The following is a 16,242-nucleotide window of genomic DNA, read 5'->3' on the forward strand; positions in this document are numbered from 1 at the left end:
TGACTGCCTGGTCGCGGATTTTTTGTGGGAGCGAGCCTGCTCGCGAAGGCGGTGTACCAGTCCGGCAAATGAGGCTGACGCAAAGCTTTCGCGAGCAGGCTCGCTCCCACAGGGGATTGGTGTCAGTTAGCAGGCAGGCGCTCCAGGCCGACGAAGGGGCACGCCGCGAGGAGGTCCTTGAGCAAACGCCCATCGGCCAGGCGCAGGTCGGCGGGCGCGAGCTCGGCCAGCGGATACAGGACAAAGGCTCGGGCGTGCATATGGTAATGAGGGACTTCGAGGCGCGGCTCGTCGATCAGGTGATCACCGAACAGCAGAATATCCAGGTCCAGGGTGCGCGGGCCCCAGCGCTCGAGGCGCTCGCGGCCCTGGCCGGTTTCGATGGCCTGTAGTGCATCGAGCAAGTCCAGCGGCGCTAGGTTGCTGTCCAGCGCCGCAACGGCATTGGTATAGCGCGGTTGGCCGGGGAGCAGGGAGTCGCTTTGATAGAACGCTGAAACGCCCGCCAATCGCGTCTCGGGCAGTCGCGCCAGCGCCTCGACGGCGCTGCGCAATTGTTCGGCGGGCTCGGCCAGGTTGCTGCCCATGCCGATGTAGATGCGTTCCATCGATCACTCGCCCGAGGCGCTTGGCGCACCGGCACGTTTGCGCTTGGCGCCACTGCTGCGGCGACGTTTGCGCGGGCCGCTGGCGCCGTCATCCTTGCCGCTCAGTTCGCGGATCATGTCGCGGCGCTCGCTGTCGTTGGCGTCCTGGTAATCGGTCCACCATTCGCCCAGGCCATCGGTCTGTTCGCCGGCGCTTTCGCGCAGCAGCAGGAAGTCGTAACCGGCGCGGAAACGCGGGTTGTCCAGCAGCAGGTCGGCGCGTTTGCCGCTGCGCCGCGGCAGGCGCTCTTGCATGTCCCAGATCTCGCGGATCGGCATCGTGAAGCGTTTTGGAATGGCGATGCGCTGGCATTGCTCTGCGATCAGCTCGTGGGCGGCTTCCTGCATTGCCGGAATCGGCGGCATGCCGCGTTCCTGCAAACGCAGGACCCGGGCGGGCAGGGCGGGCCAGAGCAAGGCGGCGAACAGGAACGCCGGGGTCACCGGTTTGTTCTGCTTGATGCGCAGGTCGGTGTTGATCAACGCTTCGCTGATCAAGGTGTGGGTGTAGGTCGGGTTGTATTCCAGCGCCTCGGCACTGGCGGGGAACAGCGGGTCGAACAACTGCAGGTCGACGAGCATTTCGAAGGTGTCTGCGGCGTGACCCGAGAGGAACAACTTGAGCACTTCTTCGAACAGGCGCGCCGACGGGATTTCCCTCAGCATCGGCGCCAGTTCGCGAATCGGCAGGGCGCTGTGCTTTTCAATGCCAAAATCCAGCTTGGCGGCGAAACGCACGGCCCGCAGCATCCGCACCGGGTCTTCCTGGTAACGCTGCCTGGGATCGCCAATCAGGCGGATAAGCCGGTTGCGGATGTCGTGAACGCCGTTGGCGTAATCGAGAATGCGTTCGCTGACCGGGTCGTAATACAGCGCGTTGATGGTGAAGTCGCGGCGCTGCGCGTCTTCTTCCAATGTGCCGTAGACGTTATCGCGCAGGATGCGCCCGCTCTCGTTGCGCGAAGACTGGTTGCTGTCTTCTTCTTCGTCGTTTTGCGGGTGGTTGGCGCGGAACGTCGCGACCTCGATGATTTCGCGGCCGAAGTGGATGTGCACCAGCTTGAAGCGCCGCCCGATGATCCGCGCATTGCGGAACTCGGCTCGTATCTGCTCAGGCGTGGCACTGGTGGCGACGTCGAAATCCTTGGGCGTGATATTGAGCAGCATGTCGCGCACGCAACCACCGACCAGGTAAGCCTGGTAGCCGGCGTTCTGCAGGCGTTCGACGATGTTCACCGCGTAACGGCTGAATTGGGCCTTTTGCAACGAATGCTGGCCGCTGTTGAGCACTTCAGGCGTGCTGCGGATGTGTTGCGTACGACGCAAGGGAGAACGGAATGACTGGAACAGCTTCTTCAGCATGGGATGCACTGTTTGAAGGAATATTCGGCCAAAAACGAGGAATGACCGCATGATGGGCGGGGATTCTAGCATTTAGTCGAGGGATGGTGTAGGACACAGGAGTTTTGAGCTGCAAGCTTTAGGCGACGAGCTTGTAGGCTGCGGGGAAGGCGGAATGACAGAAACCACAAGGGGAGCCGAAGCTCCCCCAGAATTAGTTGCGTGCTCTGTTCTTATTATTGGTTTCGGGCTTTTTGTTTTTGTTGAGTGCCCGCGCCACGAGGTTTCCCTTCGTGACCCTCCCAATCGGGAGCCAAGAGCAAACGGATTGCTTTGGTCGCTGTGTTGCAGTGATCAATCGATCCAACCAGTTCAGGCACCTGTCTTGAGACAGTTTTATTGTTCTCGGCCTGGTTGTGGGGCAAGCCCCAAATACAACGCCTCTCCAAAAGAATCAGTTAGCTGCGCCTCTCGCCGTCTTGTTTTTATTGTGCGTGAGTCGATTCGTCTTATTTTTATTGTCTTGTGCATTGCTTGTTATTGTTCTTGTACCAAAGCTATAGCAGGGTGCGTGCCAACTTTTGGCAGGCCCAGCGAAACCGGGGGTTCTATGGTTATAGCGGTTTTTTCGAGGCGAAAAAAAGCCGGGGTTTCGTTACCGTAAACCCCGGCATCTGTTACGTGAAAAAGCTGAGGTAACAGTTTTTTCACAGCCTGCGGTGTTACCTGCGTGTTTCAGCTCTCGCTGGCGACGCCCGTCTTGCGTCGTGGGATACCCAGGCGCTGGCGGCGCTCCCACAGGCACTTGCGGCTCACGCCCAGCTTGCGCGCCAGTTCCGTCTCGGTCATGTGGTCCTGGTGCTCCAGGACGAAGTGCTGGAAGTAGTCCTCCAGCGACAGGTCTTCGGTGGGTTCGTGGCTGGTGTTGTTGGCGCCGCCGCCCTGTTGAGGGGCCAGGCCGATGAATTCTTCATCGTCCAGGTCACTCAATTCGATGTCGATCCCCAGCAGGTCGGCGGAAATTTCCGGGCTCTCGCACAGGATCACCGCGCGCTCCACGGCATTTTCCAGCTCACGGACGTTACCCGGCCAGGCGTAATGACGAATGGCTTGTTCGGCGTCGGGGGCAAACTTCAGGTCGGTGCGGTTGACCCGCGCGCTCTGGCGGGCGAGGAAGGCATTGGCAATCTCGTTGACGTCCGCGCCGCGCTCGCGCAGTGGCGGCAGCTTCAGGGCAATTACGTGCAGCCGGTAATACAGGTCTTCACGGAACTGACCGATTTTCGCCAGGCTCTTGAGATCGCGGTGCGTCGCGGCGATCAGGCGCACATCGACCTTTTGCGACTGGACCGAACCGACTCGACGAATCTCGCCTTCCTGGAGGACGCGCAACAGCCGCGCCTGGGCTTCCAGGGGCAGCTCGCCGATTTCGTCAAGAAACAGCGTGCCTCCGTCCGCCGCCTCGACCAGGCCGGCACGCCCTGCGCTGGCGCCGGTGAAGGCGCCTTTCTCATGGCCGAACAGCTCGGACTCGATCAGGCTTTCCGGGATGGCCGCACAGTTCACCGAAATCATTGGCGCCTTGGCTCGGCGGGACAGGTTATGCAGCGCCCTGGCCACAAGCTCCTTGCCGGTGCCGGACTCGCCCTGGATCAGGACGTTGGAATCGGTCGGTGCCACTTTGCGGATCTTGCTGTAGAGGTCCTGCATGGGTGGGCAGGAGCCGATGATGCCGATTTCGCCATTGCTGTTGCTGGCGCCCGCCTTGCCTGGAGCAGCGGTCTTGCCGTTCGTCGGTTCCGAAGGCTGGCTGGTCGCCGTTTGTCGGTCACGCAGGATTCGAGCGACGGCCTGAAGCATTTCGTCGTGGTCGAACGGCTTGGCGATGTAGTCGACCGCACCCATTTTCATGGAGTCGACCGCCGAGCGCAGGCTGGCATAACTGGTCATGATCAGCACAGGCGTGCCCTGGCCGAGCTTGATCAACTCGGTCCCCGGGGCACCAGGCAGGCGCAGGTCACTGACGATCAGGTCAAACGTTGGAATGCTGAAACGCTCTTGTGCTTCCTGCACGGAACCGGCTTCGCTGACCTGGTACTGGTTGCGTTCCAGCAGGCGGCGCAAGGCGGAGCGGATAATTGTTTCGTCTTCGACGATCAAAATGTGCGGCATTGATTCGATTCTCTCGACGGTCTCAGTTCACAGCGGACGTCGCTTCGACATGACGCGGCAAGGTCACCCGGATACGGGTGCCGCGTTGGCTCTGAACATCGGCCGGGCTGTCGATGGTGATTTGTCCATAATGCTCTTCAACGATGGAATAGACCAGTGCGAGGCCCAGACCGGTGCCTTCGCCAGGATCCTTGGTGGTAAAGAAAGGTTCGAACAATCGATCCATGATGTTCTGTGGGATACCGCTGCCTTCGTCTTCGACGATCAGGTCGACCGTGTGTTCAAAGGCTTCGCTCTTGACCCGTACCGCGCTGCCGGCCGGGGAGGCGTCGCGCGCGTTGGAAAGCAGGTTGATCAGCACCTGGGCGAGCCGCTGAGGATCGCCATCGACCCAATGATCGGGGTCGCACAGGTTGAAGAACTGCACTTCGAAATTGCGCCGGTTGAGTGCCAGCAGGCCAATGGCGTCCTGGGCGACTTCGGCCAGGCACACCGGCTCGTCGTTGTGCTGGTGGCCGCCGGCGTGGGCGAAACTCATCAGGGACTGGACAATGCGCGACACGCGCTTGGTCTGTTCGAGAATCTGCCCGCTGATTTCCGTCAGTTCACCGTCGTCCTCGCGTTCTTCGCGCAGGTTCTGCGCCAGGCAGGCAATGCCGGTGATCGGGTTGCCAATTTCGTGGGCCACGCCGGCGGCCAGTCGACCGATGCTGGCCAGGCGCTCGGAATGGACCAGCTTGTCTTCGAGCATCTGGGTGTCGGTCAGGTCTTCCACCAGCAGCACCAGGCCGCTGTTGCCCGGCGCCAACGGCTCGTCGATCGCCGCCTTGTGCAGGTTCAGCCACCGGGTCTGGCCGTCGAGAGCCAAGTGCTGTTTGTGCAGGTGTTCGTCCGGCAGGTCGATGAAGCCTTGCAGCAAACCTTTCCACGGCTCGCCCAGGGTACTCAAGCGCGAGCCGACCACGCGCTGGGCGGCGATGCCGGTCAGCTCTTCCATGGCCTTGTTCCACATGAGGATTTCCTGGTCCTTGGCCAGCGAACAGACGCCCATCGGCAGTTCCTGCAGGGTCTGGCGGTGGTAGCGGCGCAAGGCATCCAGCTCGGCGGCGAGGCCAGTGAGGCGCGAATGGTAGTCCTCGAGGCGGCTTTCAATGAAGTGGATGTCTTCGGTCACGTAGTTTTCGCCGCCTGCCTTATAAGGCAGGAAGGTTTCGACCATGTCCTGGGCCACACTGGGGCCCATCAGGCCGGACAGGTTGGCTTCGATCCGGTCGCGCAAGCGACGCAACGCGTACGGGCGACGCTCATCGAACGGCAGGTAAAGATCGCGCAGGGCCTGTTCGACTTCCTTTTGTGCGGCCTTGGCGCCCAGCGGCTTGGCCAGTTGCGTGGCGAATTCCTGGGGCGAGGCGGCGTGCAGTTCGCGGCGTTGCGGGCGACGCACGTTGTCCACAGCGCAGGCTTCGGCGGCGCTGGCTTCTTCACTGCTGGCGTTGGTGAACAGCGAAATCAGGGTGAACATCAGCACGTTCGCCGCCAGCGAGGCGATGGCCGCCATGTGCCAGCTGGTGTCGTCGAGCACGTAGATCATGTTCAGCAGCGGGATGTAGAACCCCTGCAGGTTGCCCAGCAGCGGCAACAGCATGGCGACCAGCCAGACCAGGATCCCGGCCATCAGGCCGGCGATAAAGCCGCGGCGGTTGGCGGTTGGCCAATACAGGACCGACAGCACGCCGGGCAGGAACTGCAGGGTGGCGACGAACGCGACGATGCCCAGGTTGGCCAGGTCCTGCCCGTCGCCCAGCATCAGGTAGAAACCATAACCGGCCATGATGATCGCAACGATCAGCGCGCGGCGGGTCCATTTCAACCAGCGGTAGATGTTTCCTTCCGCCGGCGGCTGGTAGAGCGGCAGCACCAGATGATTGAGGGCCATGCCCGACAACGCCAAAGTGGTGACGATGATCAGGCCGCTGGCCGCCGACAGCCCGCCGATATAGGCCAGCAATGCCAGGGCCTTGCTGTTGGCGGCAATGCCGATGCCGAGGGTGAAGTATTCCGGATTGGTGCTGGCGCCGAGTTTCAGGCCTGCCCACAGAATCAGTGGCACCGCCAGGCTCATCAACAGCAGGAACAGCGGCAGGCCCCAGCTCGCGCTGACCAGTGAGCGCGGGTTGAGGTTTTCGGTGAAGGTCATGTGGTACATGTGCGGCATCACGATTGCCGAGGCGAAGAACACCAGCAACAGCGTGCGCCACGGGCCTTCCTGCAACGGCGTATGCAGGGCGGCGAGGGCGGTCTGGTTCTGCAACAGCCAAAGCTCGAGCTGCTGCGGGCCATCGAACACGCCGTACAGCGCGTAGAGGCCGACGCCACCGATGGCGATCAGCTTGATCACCGATTCAAAGGCAATGGCGAATACCAGGCCTTCGTGTTTTTCCCGGGTGGCGATGTGCCGGGAGCCGAAAAAAATCGTGAACAGAATGATCAGCGCGCAGAAGCTCAGCGCTACTCGATGTTGCACCGGTTCGCGGGTCAGGATGCTGATGGAATCGGCCACGGCCTGGATTTGCAGGGCCAGCAGCGGTAACACGCCGACCAGCATGAAGATCGTGGTCAGCGCGCCGGCCCAGGTGCTGCGAAAGCGGAAGGCGAACAGGTCGGCCAGCGATGACAATTGGTAGGTACGGGTGATCTTCAGGATTGGATAGAGCAACACCGGCGCCAGCAGGAAGGCCCCGGACACCCCAAGGTAGCTGGACAGGAAACCATAGCCATACTGATAGGCCAGCCCGACCGTGCCATAAAACGCCCATGCGCTGGCGTAGACCCCCAGCGACAAGGTGTAGGTCAGCGGGTGGCGGATGATCGCCCGGGGGATCATGCCTCGTTCGCTGATCCAGGCCACGCCGAACAGCACCGCCAGGTAGGCGGCGCTGATCAGGATCATCTGGGTCAGGCTAAAGCTCATCGGCATCTTTTTGGCTCTGCAGGATGAAGGTCACGACGATCAGGATCAGCCAGAGCAGATACGGCCGATACCAGGCACCCGTGGCATCGATCCACCAATCCATGATGGCCGGGGAGAACAGGTAGATCCCGACTACCAAAAGCAGGACCAAGCGATAGATGTACATCCCGGCCTCTCTTTGTTTATGCGCGTGCCCGAAAACGTGCGGCGATGGTAACGGATAGGCGGCAGGCTGCAAGGGCCGTCATGGTATTTGCGCTTCGGGTAGGGTGAGGACGCGCGGGATCTTGGTCGCATCCCAGTGCCGAATGCCCCAGGCCAGCAGTTCGCGGGGGCTGGCATCGCAGAGCTCCGGGCCCGGTTGCTGGCCCAGTGCGCGCAATGCCCGCAACAGCAGCGGTGTAGCCTGGTCCGCTGTCAGCGGCGGTGAACGATAGGATTTGCCAAGTTTGTGCCCGTCGGGCTGGGTGATCAGCGGCACATGCAGGTAACGCGGTTGTTGCAGCCCGAGGAGTTCCTGCAGGTAGAGCTGGCGCGGCGTGGAGTCCAGCAGGTCAGCGCCGCGGACGATATCGGTGACGCCTTGCCAGGCGTCGTCCAGCACCACCGCCAGCTGATAGGCGTAGAGCCCGTCACGACGACGGATCACGAAATCACCGGCCTCACGGCCCAGATGCTGGCGAAATTCGCCCTGGACCCGGTCGGTGAAATGATATTCAAGCTCGGGGACACGCAGGCGGATGGCGGCGTCCTCGGTGTCGTGGCCGGCGTTGCGACATAGCCCCGGGTAAATACCCTGATACGGTTCCAGTTGCTTGCGCGAACAGGTGCAGGCGTAGGCCAGGCCTTGGCTGAACAAGCGATCGATGACCAGTTGATAGGCTTCATGGCGGTCGCTCTGGCGGACCATTTCGCCATCCCATTCAAAACCATAGGTTTGCAGCGCATTCAGGATCGCCGCTTGCGCGCCGGCTTCTTCCCGCGGTGGATCGAGGTCTTCCATGCGCAACAACCAGCGCCCGCCCACGGCCCGGGCGTCGAGGTACGATGCCAGGGCGGCGACCAGCGAGCCGAAGTGCAGGTGGCCGCTGGGGGTGGGGGCGAAGCGTCCGATGTAGGCAGTCATAAGGCGAATATCATTGGGGTCAGGGCGGTAGGCAATCTTGACAACAAGCATATCCCCTGTGGGAGCGAGCCTGCTCGCGACAGCGGTGTATCTGTCGTATCAAGGTTGGCTGACCCACTGCTTTCGCGAGCAGGCTCGCTCCCACAAGGGATTGGGTGTGCGGGAGGTGCGCAAACAAAAAACGGAGCGTATGAACGCTCCGTTTCGGTGACAGCCCCGGCGATTACTTGCCGACCTGTTTTTCCTTGATTTCCGCCAGGGTCTTGCAGTCTACGCACATGTCTGCGGTTGGACGTGCTTCCAGTCGCTTGACGCCGATCTCGACGCCGCAGGACTCGCACCAGCCGTATTCTTCGTCTTCGATCAGTTGCAGCGTCTTGTCGATTTTCTTGATCAGCTTGCGTTCCCGGTCACGGGCGCGCAATTCGAGGGCGAACTCTTCTTCCTGGCTGGCACGGTCGGCCGGGTCGGGGAAGTTGGCAGCGTCGTCCTTCATATGGTCCACGGTGCGGTCGACTTCCAGCATCAAGTCCTGTTTCCACTTGTTCAGGATCTTGGTGAAGTGTGCGCGCATCGGGGCGCCCATGTACTCTTCGCCCGGTTGTGGGATATACGGCTCAAACCCGCTGAGCGACTGATTTTGATTCTGCTTTGCTTGGGTGGGCATGAATGGACCGCCTCTACTCTTGTAATCCACTACGCAGGATTGCTCCATCACCGACACCTGCCGGCCCTGCGGCTGCAAGCGGGCGAACTTACCAGATCAAATCGGGCCGCGCTACTCCCGGTTGTCGAGCCTGCGGCGGCCGGGGCCTGTAAAACGTGGCCGGGTTCGCTTCGGTGGGGGTGCAATCCTGCTCAATGCTTGATTCTAGTCAAGCCTGGGCCAATCGCCGGAGCCATTTCCAGCGATCTACGGTAGGACCATTGTGTATTCGCGCTCGTTCCCGCACCGCTGCCCGAGTTGGGTAGAATCGGTTCTTTTTTCGTGAAGGATGGCCCAATGGCCCAGCCCTACAGCGCACGCAGCCGTGCCATCGAACCGTTCCATGTCATGGCGCTGCTGGCGCGCGCCAACGAATTGCAGGCTGCCGGGCACGACGTCATCCATCTGGAGATCGGCGAGCCGGACTTCACTACCGCCGAGCCGATCATCCAGGCCGGCCAGGCCGCCCTGGCGGCCGGCAAGACCCGTTACACCGCAGCCCGCGGCATTCCCGAGTTGCGCGAGGCCATCGCCGGCTTTTATGTGCAGCGCCACGGCGTTGACATCGATCCGCGGCGCATCCTGGTCACGCCGGGTGGGTCTGGTGCCTTGTTGCTGACCAGTGCCCTGCTCGTCGACCCGGGCAAGCATTGGTTGCTGGCCGATCCTGGCTACCCCTGCAACCGCCATTTCCTGCGCCTGATCGAAGGTGCGGCGCAATTGGTGCCAGTAGGGCCGGACGTGCGCTATCAACTGACCCCGGACCTGGTGGATCGCCATTGGGACCACGACAGCGTGGGGGCACTGGTGGCATCGCCGGCCAACCCGACCGGGACGATTCTCTCTCGGGACGAGTTGGCGGGGTTGTCCAGGGCAATCAAGGGCCACAATGGCCACCTGGTCGTCGATGAGATCTATCACGGCCTGACTTATGGCACCGACGCCACCAGTGTGCTGGAAGTCGACGATGATGCTTTTGTTCTCAACAGTTTTTCCAAGTATTTCGGTATGACCGGCTGGCGGCTCGGTTGGCTGGTGGCCCCTTCGGCGGCGGTCAGTGAGCTGGAGAAACTTGCGCAGAATCTTTACATCAGTGCGCCGAGCATGGCCCAGTACGCGGCCCTGGCCTGTTTCGAACCCGCGACCATCGAGATTTTCGAGCAGCGTCGTGCCGAGTTCGCGCGGCGTCGCGACTTCCTGCTGCCGGCGTTGCGTGAGTTGGGATTCGGCATCGCGGTGGAGCCCGAAGGTGCGTTCTATCTTTACGCCGATATCAACGCGTTCGGCGGCGATGCCTTTGCGTTCTGCCAGCATTTCCTGGAAACCGAACACGTGGCGTTCACGCCGGGGCTGGATTTCGGTCGGCACCAGGCCGGCCATCATGTGCGTTTTGCCTACACCCAAAGCCTGCCTCGGCTACAGGAAGCGGTGACGCGAATCGAACGTGGACTGCGGAGCTGGCGAGACTGATGCGTTTTTCTCCTGCACTGGAAGAAGGTCGACTGATTCGACGTTACAAGCGTTTTCTCGCCGATATCGAGACCGTTGACGGCGAACTGCTCACCATCCACTGCCCGAACACCGGCTCGATGCTCAATTGCATGGCCGACGGCGCGCGCGTCTGGTTCAGCCGCTCCAGCGATCCCAAGCGCAAGCTGCCAGGGACCTGGGAGATAGGCGAAACCCCTCAAGGCCGGTTGGCCTGCATCAATACCGCGCGAGCCAACCCCCTGGTTGAAGAGGCACTGCGCGCGGGTGTCATCAAGGAGCTGAACGGTTTTGTCGGGCTGAAGCGCGAAGTCGCCTACGGTGTGGAGAACAGCCGTATCGATTTTCGACTCGACTATGCCGACCAGACCTCGGCCTGGGTCGAGGTCAAAAGTGTCACGCTGGGTTTCGATGCAACAAATGTGGCGGCATTTCCCGATGCGGTGACGCTGCGTGGCGCCAAACATCTGCGGGAACTGGCTTGTCTGGCCCGCGACGGCGTACGGGCGGTGCAGCTTTATTGCGTAAACCTGAGTGGCATCGACGCGGTGCGCCCGGCGCAGGAAATCGACCCGGTCTACGCGGCGGCGTTGCGTGAGGCGGTGGCCGCCGGGGTGGAAGTATTGGCCTACGGGGTCACTTTGACGCCGGAGCAGATATGGGTGGATCGCCCGCTGCCGGTATTGCTTGAACCGCTACAGGTCGACCCAGATGCCTTGGTCATCCTCCCGGCTGTCTAGCGCGGCCAGGAACTGCCCGGCGCAAGGGCCGGCGACGCATTCACCACTTTCGATCAGGAACAATGCGCCATGGGTCGCGCACTGGATCAGGCTGGCGCTGGGGTCGAGGAACTGGTCAGGCTGCCACTCCAGCGGCACACCGCGATGCGGGCAGCGGTTGAGATAAACGTAGGCCTGGCCCGCGCGCCGCACGGCCAGCACCTTGCGCCCCTTGATGTCGAAGCCGCGACTGTTGTTGTCCGGTAACTCAGCGGCGGCGCAAAGGTATTTCATGTGGGTCTCGACATGTCTGTGAATCTTCCTGTGGGATTCATGTGGCATAGGTTCCGCGCTTGACGGTCAAATGAAAACAATTATCAAATGGCGCCTCCTTCACAGGTGACCGAGCATACGTCGCCAGGCTCGGCCCTGTGAAAAATTTCTCTGAGGAAGCTATCCGATGCGCTTGAATTTCCGCGTTGCTGCGCTCTGTGTCGTCCTTTTGGCCAGCCAGGGAGCGCTGGCGGCCGATCTGCCGCAACGCTGGGTGAGCGCTGGGGGTGCCTTGTCGGAGTGGGTCAGTGCGCTCGGCGGTGAGTCGAAGCTGGTGGGCGTGGACACCACCAGCCAGCATCCCGAGTCGTTGCGAGCGCTGCCCAGCATCGGTTATCAGCGACAGCTGTCGGCGGAGGGCGTGCTGAGCTTGCGGCCGCAAATTCTGGTGGGTACCGAAGAAATGGGACCGCCGCCGGTGCTCGCGCAGATTCGTGCGGCCGGGGTGCCGGTCGAGTTGTTCTTGGCGGCGCCGAGCCTGGAGGCGCTTCAGACCAATCTGCGTCACCTGGGGCAGCTCTTGGGGGCCGAGACCAAGTCTGCGGAGTTGTTCGATGACTATCAACAACGGCTTTCCCAGCACGCCGTCCGCGTAAACGCAGCCCGGCTCAAGCAGAAGGCGCCTGGCGTATTGCTGCTGGTGGGCAATGCTGGCGGCAAATCGCTGATCGCCGGTAAAGGCACCGCCGCCGACTGGTTGCTGGAGCAGGCCGGTGGTCACAACCTGGCGACCCACAGCGGCTACAAACCATTTTCCGTGGAAACCCTTGCCAGCTTGAATCCTGAAGTGCTGGTCTTTGCCGATCGAGCCTTGACCGGCGAAGAAGCGCGCGCCGCGCTGTTCAAGGAAAATCCGATCTTGTCCTCGACCCGGGCCGCCAAGAGTGGGCGTGTCATGGAACTGGACCCGACGCTGCTGGTGGGCGGATTGGGTCCGCGCCTGCCGCAAAACCTGGTGAAGCTCACCGACGGTTTTTATCCGGTCAAGACCCCATGACTGCGCTGGTCAAGCCACGCACTTTATTTATTGGGCTGGGCCTGCTATGCCTGTTGGCGATCTGGTTGTCCCTGGCCTTGGGGCCGGTGAGCTTGCCGCTGTTCGATACCCTGCGCGCCGCCATGCGCCTGTCGGGCTTGCCGGTGGCTGCCGATGGCTTGGAACAGGCCGAACTGATCCTTGGCCAGATCCGCCTGCCGCGCACCTTGCTGGGGCTGGCGGTGGGCGGGGTATTGGCGTTGTCCGGCGTGGCGATGCAGGGGCTGTTTCGCAACCCGCTGGCGGACCCGGGGCTGGTCGGGGTTTCCAGTGGTGCGGCGCTGGGGGCAGCGTTTGCCATCGTCGGCGGTTCGATGCTGGGCGGGCTGCCCGAAGCGCTGGGACCTTATCTATTGTCACTGTGTGCGTTCCTCGGCGGGCTCGGGGTTACGGCGCTGGTCTATCGCCTCGGCCGGCGCAACGGTCAGACTCACGTCGCGACCATGCTTCTGGCCGGGATCGCCCTGACCGCGCTGTCCGGCTCGGCGGTCGGCTTGTTCACTTACCTGGCGGATGACGCGACCCTGCGCACCCTGACGTTCTGGAACCTGGGCAGCCTGAACGGCGCCACCTACGCGCGCTTGTGGCCCCTGCTGCTGGTCAGCGTCGGCGTGGCGATCTGGTTGCCGCGTCGGGCCCGTGCGCTCAACGCCTTGTTGCTCGGCGAGTCCGAGGCTGCGCACCTGGGCATTGACGTCGAACGGCTCAAGCGTGAGCTGGTGTTCTGCACGGCGCTGGGCGTTGGGGCCGCGGTGGCGGCTGCGGGCATGATCGGTTTTGTCGGGCTGGTGGTGCCGCATCTGGTAAGGCTGATGGCGGGCCCCGACCATCGCGTCCTGCTACCGGCTTCGATCCTGGCCGGGGCGAGCCTGCTGCTGTTCGCCGATCTGGTGGCGCGCCTCGCGCTGGCCCCGGCGGAATTGCCCATCGGCATTGTCACCGCATTCATCGGCGCACCGTTCTTCCTGTATCTGTTGCTGCGGGGGCGTGCCTGATGCTGCGAGCGCATGACCTGCATATTCTCCGGGGCCGCAAAACCGTACTGGCGGACATCGACTTTCAGCTCAATCCCGGCGAAGTGCTCGGTGTGCTCGGCCCCAACGGTGCGGGCAAAAGTACGCTGCTGGCAGGCTTGTGTGGCGAGTTGCGTCCGGCCCGGGGTAAGGTCTGGCTCGACGACAGGCCCCTCGCCCAGTGGGGCGGCGCCGAGCGCGCCCGTCGTCTGGCGGTGTTGCCACAATCATCGACCCTGGATTTTGCATTCCGCGTGGAAGAGGTGGTCGGCATGGGGCGCCTGCCCCGCCAGAGCGGCCAGTTGCGGGACGCGCAGATCGTTGAATCGGCATTACAGGCCGCGGATGCCACGCATCTGTATGGCCGCAACTACCTGACCCTGTCCGGTGGCGAACGCCAGCGGGTGCACTTGGCGCGGGTGCTGGCGCAACTGTGGCCGGGCGAGGTGGGGCAGACGCTGTTGTTGGACGAGCCGACTTCGATGCTCGATCCCTTGCACCAGCACACCATCCTGCAAGCGGTGCGCGAATTTGCCGATCGCGGTGCCGCCGTGCTGGTGATCCTGCATGACCTGAACCTGGCGGCGCGTTACTGTGACCGCCTGTTGCTGCTCGCGTCCGGCCGACCGGTGGCCCTGGACACGCCCCGGCACGTGCTGCGCCCGGAGCCGCTCAAAGCGGTATTCGGCCTGGAAGTGCTGGTGCAGTCCCATCCGGAGCGCGGGCATCCGTTGATCATCGCCCGCTGAGGCAATCTGGAGGATGCAGATGTGCGCCTGTTTCTGATCCTGGCTTTGAGTGTGTTGACGGCTTGCCAAAGTATCGCGCCGCCTCCGGTCAACGGACGGATCCTTGACTTGCAAAGTGGCCAGGCCCTCTCGTCGCATGCCTTGGTCGAGCGCTTGGCGCAAGCTCCGCGTGTCGTGGTCGGAGAGCAGCACGACCTCCGCGACCATCATATGTTGCAACGCTGGTTGCTCCAGGCCTTGGCCGAACATCGAGCCCAAGGCAGCTTGCTCTTGGAGATGCTGACGCCACAGCAGCAGCCGAAGGTCGACGCGGTTCGCCAGTTGCCAGCCTTGCCCAAGAATTTGCCCGGCGCGCTGGACTGGTCGCCGGGTTGGGATTGGAACCTGTACGGAGCCGTGGTGGAGTTCGCCTTGCCTCAGCCTTATCCGGTGCTGGCGGCCAATCTTGACCGTACGGAGATCCAGCGCATTTATCGTCAAATGCCCTTGGTGCAGGGTGAGCGCTCCAATTCGTCCGTGGTGAAGGAGAAGCTGCTGGGACAGATCCGCGAGTCCCACTGCGGCCTGCTGCCGGAATCGCAGATGCCGGCGATGCTGGCGGTTCAGCAGCAGCGAGACCGGCGAATGGCGGAGCAGTTGCTCAAGGCGCCGACGCCTGCATTGTTGTTTGCCGGTGCCTGGCATGGGCGAAAAGACGTCGGCGTGCCGCTGCATGTGCGGGACCTGGGCGCCAACGAAGCGCCGGTTGTGCTGATGCTGGCCGAGGAGGGGAGCAACGTTACGTCGGCCATGGCTGATTATGTGTGGTACACCCCGGCCACCCCGCCTCAGGATTACTGCGCGCAGATGCGTGAACAACAAGGCAAGTGATATTCCGGGCAAAAAAAGACCCGGCAAAAGCCGGGTCAAATAACCGTGATTAGCCTGATGAGGAGATATCTGAGAGTCCGAACCAAGGGCTTTTCAAATATCGACCAGTCTCGCGACCGGATGTGGTAATCATAGCGATTCTCATTTCCAAGTCAAACAAAGTTTTTCGATTCGCCAAAAATAATGGGGCGGCGCGATGTGGGCGGCAAAAATCGTGCGTCAGGCTTTGTGGCGAGCCGAAATGGCATCCAGCTGTTTATTAAGGGCTTCCTTGCGTTCAGCGGGAATATCGTTCCAATGCATGTCCATCAATGCGCCTTCGATGGCATACAGCAATACCTTTGATGCCCGGAACCCGCGAGTGCGAACGGCGCGATAGGCGTCCACCGCGCCGAGGCGGCGTAGATCCGAGGCGCTGTGGATGCCCACGGCATGCAGCCACTGGGCTGACGTCTTGCCCAGATTCTTCAGGTGTTGCAGTTCATCATTCATCGAGCCTCCTTGCGACGGCCGACTGGTGCAGTGGGCAAGCTTCTCAGGAGTGTAGCGGTCAGTAGGAAAAGCGTGATTGTTTGGTCGGAATCGACGCAAAACCTTCTAATGCATTACGCACGATAGGTGCAAAACGACAAAAACGGCACGTCGTCCAGCGCAGGCGGGGGCGCTGGAGGTCTGTTCGATGCCGGGCCTCGGTTGCTTCAGGCTTAGCGGGTGCGGTAGCGCAGGCGTGTGCCGAAATTTATCGACATCAGGATCTCATCGGCCGACAGCTCGGGCGGAAAGTAGGCACCGGAAATCTGCGCGTGGGCGAGGCTCGCGCCTTCCAGCGACGAGTTACGAAAATCGACGCCGCGCAAATCGGCGGAACGGAAGTAGGCGTCGGTGAAATCGACGTTGTCCGCGTTCAGTTCACGCAGGTCAAGACCACGGAAATCGCCGCCGCGCATGTCGATCGGCCCTTGAGGCCGTTCGCTGTTGAAGCCGGCGATATCGTCGTTGCGCAACAAGGCATAAAGCGGGGTGTCGAGAAGCTTGGGGTGGCTCATTTCATATCACCTGCTGGTTTTATGA

General features: G+C 62.1%; 16 protein-coding genes. 6 read left to right on the forward strand and 10 right to left on the reverse strand.

From position 1 onward, the window contains the following. Positions 1–122 precede the first annotated feature (122 nt). The 7 genes from folK to dksA form a co-directional block, all read right to left on the reverse strand. Positions 123–608, reverse strand: coding sequence for a 2-amino-4-hydroxy-6-hydroxymethyldihydropteridine diphosphokinase (folK, locus tag J3P96_RS04570; protein WP_434655629.1), 486 nt, complete (start codon positions 606–608; stop codon positions 123–125). A 3-nt stretch (positions 609–611) separates the two neighbouring features. Next, on the reverse strand, positions 612–2,009 hold the full coding sequence (locus tag J3P96_RS04575; protein ID WP_434601856.1) for a polynucleotide adenylyltransferase PcnB: 1,398 nt from the start codon (positions 2,007–2,009) through the stop codon (positions 612–614). Positions 2,010–2,723: 714 nt separating this feature from the next. Next, the gene (locus J3P96_RS04580) at positions 2,724–4,160 is read right to left on the reverse strand and encodes a sigma-54-dependent transcriptional regulator (protein WP_434655631.1); all 1,437 of its coding nucleotides are present in this window, start codon (positions 4,158–4,160) and stop codon (positions 2,724–2,726) included. Between the two features lie 22 nt (positions 4,161–4,182). Beyond that, positions 4,183–7,137: a sensor histidine kinase gene (locus tag J3P96_RS04585; RefSeq protein WP_434628244.1), complete on the reverse strand. Its 2,955-nt coding sequence runs from the start codon at positions 7,135–7,137 to the stop codon at positions 4,183–4,185. After that, complete coding sequence (locus J3P96_RS04590) at positions 7,121–7,297, reverse strand: hypothetical protein (RefSeq protein WP_003176118.1); 177 nt, start codon at positions 7,295–7,297, stop codon at positions 7,121–7,123. The genes J3P96_RS04585 and J3P96_RS04590 overlap by 17 nt, the downstream gene beginning before the upstream one ends. Positions 7,298–7,375: 78 nt before the next feature. Further along, positions 7,376–8,257, reverse strand: a complete 882-nt coding sequence (gluQRS, locus tag J3P96_RS04595; protein ID WP_434655633.1) for a tRNA glutamyl-Q(34) synthetase GluQRS — start codon at positions 8,255–8,257, stop codon at positions 7,376–7,378. Between the two features lie 223 nt (positions 8,258–8,480). Then, complete coding sequence (dksA, locus tag J3P96_RS04600; RefSeq protein WP_434571787.1) at positions 8,481–8,924, reverse strand: RNA polymerase-binding protein DksA; 444 nt, start codon at positions 8,922–8,924, stop codon at positions 8,481–8,483. Between the two features lie 336 nt (positions 8,925–9,260). Between dksA and J3P96_RS04605 the strand changes: the two genes are divergently transcribed. Together J3P96_RS04605 and sfsA are read left to right on the forward strand one after the other, a co-directional pair. Continuing rightward, complete coding sequence (locus J3P96_RS04605; RefSeq protein ID WP_434655636.1) at positions 9,261–10,433, forward strand: pyridoxal phosphate-dependent aminotransferase; 1,173 nt, start codon at positions 9,261–9,263, stop codon at positions 10,431–10,433. Continuing rightward, entirely contained in the window at positions 10,433–11,191 is a 759-nt protein-coding gene (gene sfsA / locus J3P96_RS04610) for a DNA/RNA nuclease SfsA (protein WP_434655638.1), read from the forward strand. The genes J3P96_RS04605 and sfsA overlap by 1 nt, the downstream gene beginning before the upstream one ends. Here the strand turns inward: sfsA and J3P96_RS04615 are convergent. After that, positions 11,147–11,464 (reverse strand): Rieske (2Fe-2S) protein, encoded by a 318-nt coding sequence (locus J3P96_RS04615; protein WP_434655640.1) that lies wholly within the window; start codon positions 11,462–11,464, stop codon positions 11,147–11,149. The genes sfsA and J3P96_RS04615 overlap by 45 nt on opposite strands. Before the next feature lie 166 nt (positions 11,465–11,630). Here J3P96_RS04615 and J3P96_RS04620 point away from each other — a divergent pair, with 166 nt between their 5' ends. Genes J3P96_RS04620 through J3P96_RS04635 form a run of 4 tightly spaced genes read left to right on the forward strand, consistent with a single transcriptional unit; the run spans position 11,631 to position 15,171 of the window. Beyond that, on the forward strand, positions 11,631–12,500 hold the full coding sequence (locus J3P96_RS04620) for a heme/hemin ABC transporter substrate-binding protein (RefSeq protein WP_434655642.1): 870 nt from the start codon (positions 11,631–11,633) through the stop codon (positions 12,498–12,500). 50 nt (positions 12,501–12,550) lie between these two features. Continuing rightward, entirely contained in the window at positions 12,551–13,534 is a 984-nt protein-coding gene (locus J3P96_RS04625) for a FecCD family ABC transporter permease (RefSeq protein WP_434605211.1), read from the forward strand. Next, positions 13,534–14,301, forward strand: coding sequence for a heme ABC transporter ATP-binding protein (locus tag J3P96_RS04630; RefSeq protein ID WP_434655644.1), 768 nt, complete (start codon positions 13,534–13,536; stop codon positions 14,299–14,301). Before J3P96_RS04625 ends, J3P96_RS04630 begins: the two co-directional genes overlap by 1 nt. Before the next feature lie 21 nt (positions 14,302–14,322). Further along, entirely contained in the window at positions 14,323–15,171 is an 849-nt protein-coding gene (locus J3P96_RS04635) for a ChaN family lipoprotein (protein ID WP_434655646.1), read from the forward strand. A 219-nt stretch (positions 15,172–15,390) separates the two neighbouring features. Here J3P96_RS04635 and J3P96_RS04640 read toward each other — a convergent pair whose 3' ends face one another. Further along, positions 15,391–15,663 (reverse strand): TfoX/Sxy family protein, encoded by a 273-nt coding sequence (locus J3P96_RS04640; protein ID WP_039593847.1) that lies wholly within the window; start codon positions 15,661–15,663, stop codon positions 15,391–15,393. A 212-nt stretch (positions 15,664–15,875) separates the two neighbouring features. Further along, positions 15,876–16,217 carry a pentapeptide repeat-containing protein gene (locus J3P96_RS04645; RefSeq protein ID WP_434655648.1) on the reverse strand — a complete coding sequence of 114 codons (342 nt, stop codon included), beginning with the start codon at positions 16,215–16,217 and terminating at the stop codon, positions 15,876–15,878. Positions 16,218–16,242: the final 25 nt, after the last annotated feature.

This window comes from Pseudomonas sp. R3-56 (assembly GCF_051132075.1).
Classification (GTDB): Bacteria; Pseudomonadota; Gammaproteobacteria; order Pseudomonadales; family Pseudomonadaceae; genus Aquipseudomonas.

What these genes read in the sequence shown, in the direction of transcription:
- folK (WP_434655629.1), bottom strand. Translation starts at nt 608, where the DNA reads ATGGAACGCATCTACATCGGCATGGGCAGCAACCTGGCCGAGCCCGCC.
- J3P96_RS04575 (WP_434601856.1), bottom strand. Translation starts at nt 2,009, where the DNA reads ATGCTGAAGAAGCTGTTCCAGTCATTCCGTTCTCCCTTGCGTCGTACG.
- J3P96_RS04580 (WP_434655631.1), bottom strand. Translation starts at nt 4,160, where the DNA reads ATGCCGCACATTTTGATCGTCGAAGACGAAACAATTATCCGCTCCGCC.
- J3P96_RS04585 (WP_434628244.1), bottom strand. Translation starts at nt 7,137, where the DNA reads ATGCCGATGAGCTTTAGCCTGACCCAGATGATCCTGATCAGCGCCGCC.
- J3P96_RS04590 (WP_003176118.1), bottom strand. Translation starts at nt 7,297, where the DNA reads ATGTACATCTATCGCTTGGTCCTGCTTTTGGTAGTCGGGATCTACCTG.
- gluQRS (WP_434655633.1), bottom strand. Translation starts at nt 8,257, where the DNA reads ATGACTGCCTACATCGGACGCTTCGCCCCCACCCCCAGCGGCCACCTG.
- dksA (WP_434571787.1), bottom strand. Translation starts at nt 8,924, where the DNA reads ATGCCCACCCAAGCAAAGCAGAATCAAAATCAGTCGCTCAGCGGGTTT.
- J3P96_RS04605 (WP_434655636.1), top strand. Translation starts at nt 9,261, where the DNA reads ATGGCCCAGCCCTACAGCGCACGCAGCCGTGCCATCGAACCGTTCCAT.
- sfsA (WP_434655638.1), top strand. Translation starts at nt 10,433, where the DNA reads ATGCGTTTTTCTCCTGCACTGGAAGAAGGTCGACTGATTCGACGTTAC.
- J3P96_RS04615 (WP_434655640.1), bottom strand. Translation starts at nt 11,464, where the DNA reads ATGAAATACCTTTGCGCCGCCGCTGAGTTACCGGACAACAACAGTCGC.
- J3P96_RS04620 (WP_434655642.1), top strand. Translation starts at nt 11,631, where the DNA reads ATGCGCTTGAATTTCCGCGTTGCTGCGCTCTGTGTCGTCCTTTTGGCC.
- J3P96_RS04630 (WP_434655644.1), top strand. Translation starts at nt 13,534, where the DNA reads ATGCTGCGAGCGCATGACCTGCATATTCTCCGGGGCCGCAAAACCGTA.
- J3P96_RS04640 (WP_039593847.1), bottom strand. Translation starts at nt 15,663, where the DNA reads ATGAATGATGAACTGCAACACCTGAAGAATCTGGGCAAGACGTCAGCC.
- J3P96_RS04645 (WP_434655648.1), bottom strand. Translation starts at nt 16,217, where the DNA reads ATGAGCCACCCCAAGCTTCTCGACACCCCGCTTTATGCCTTGTTGCGC.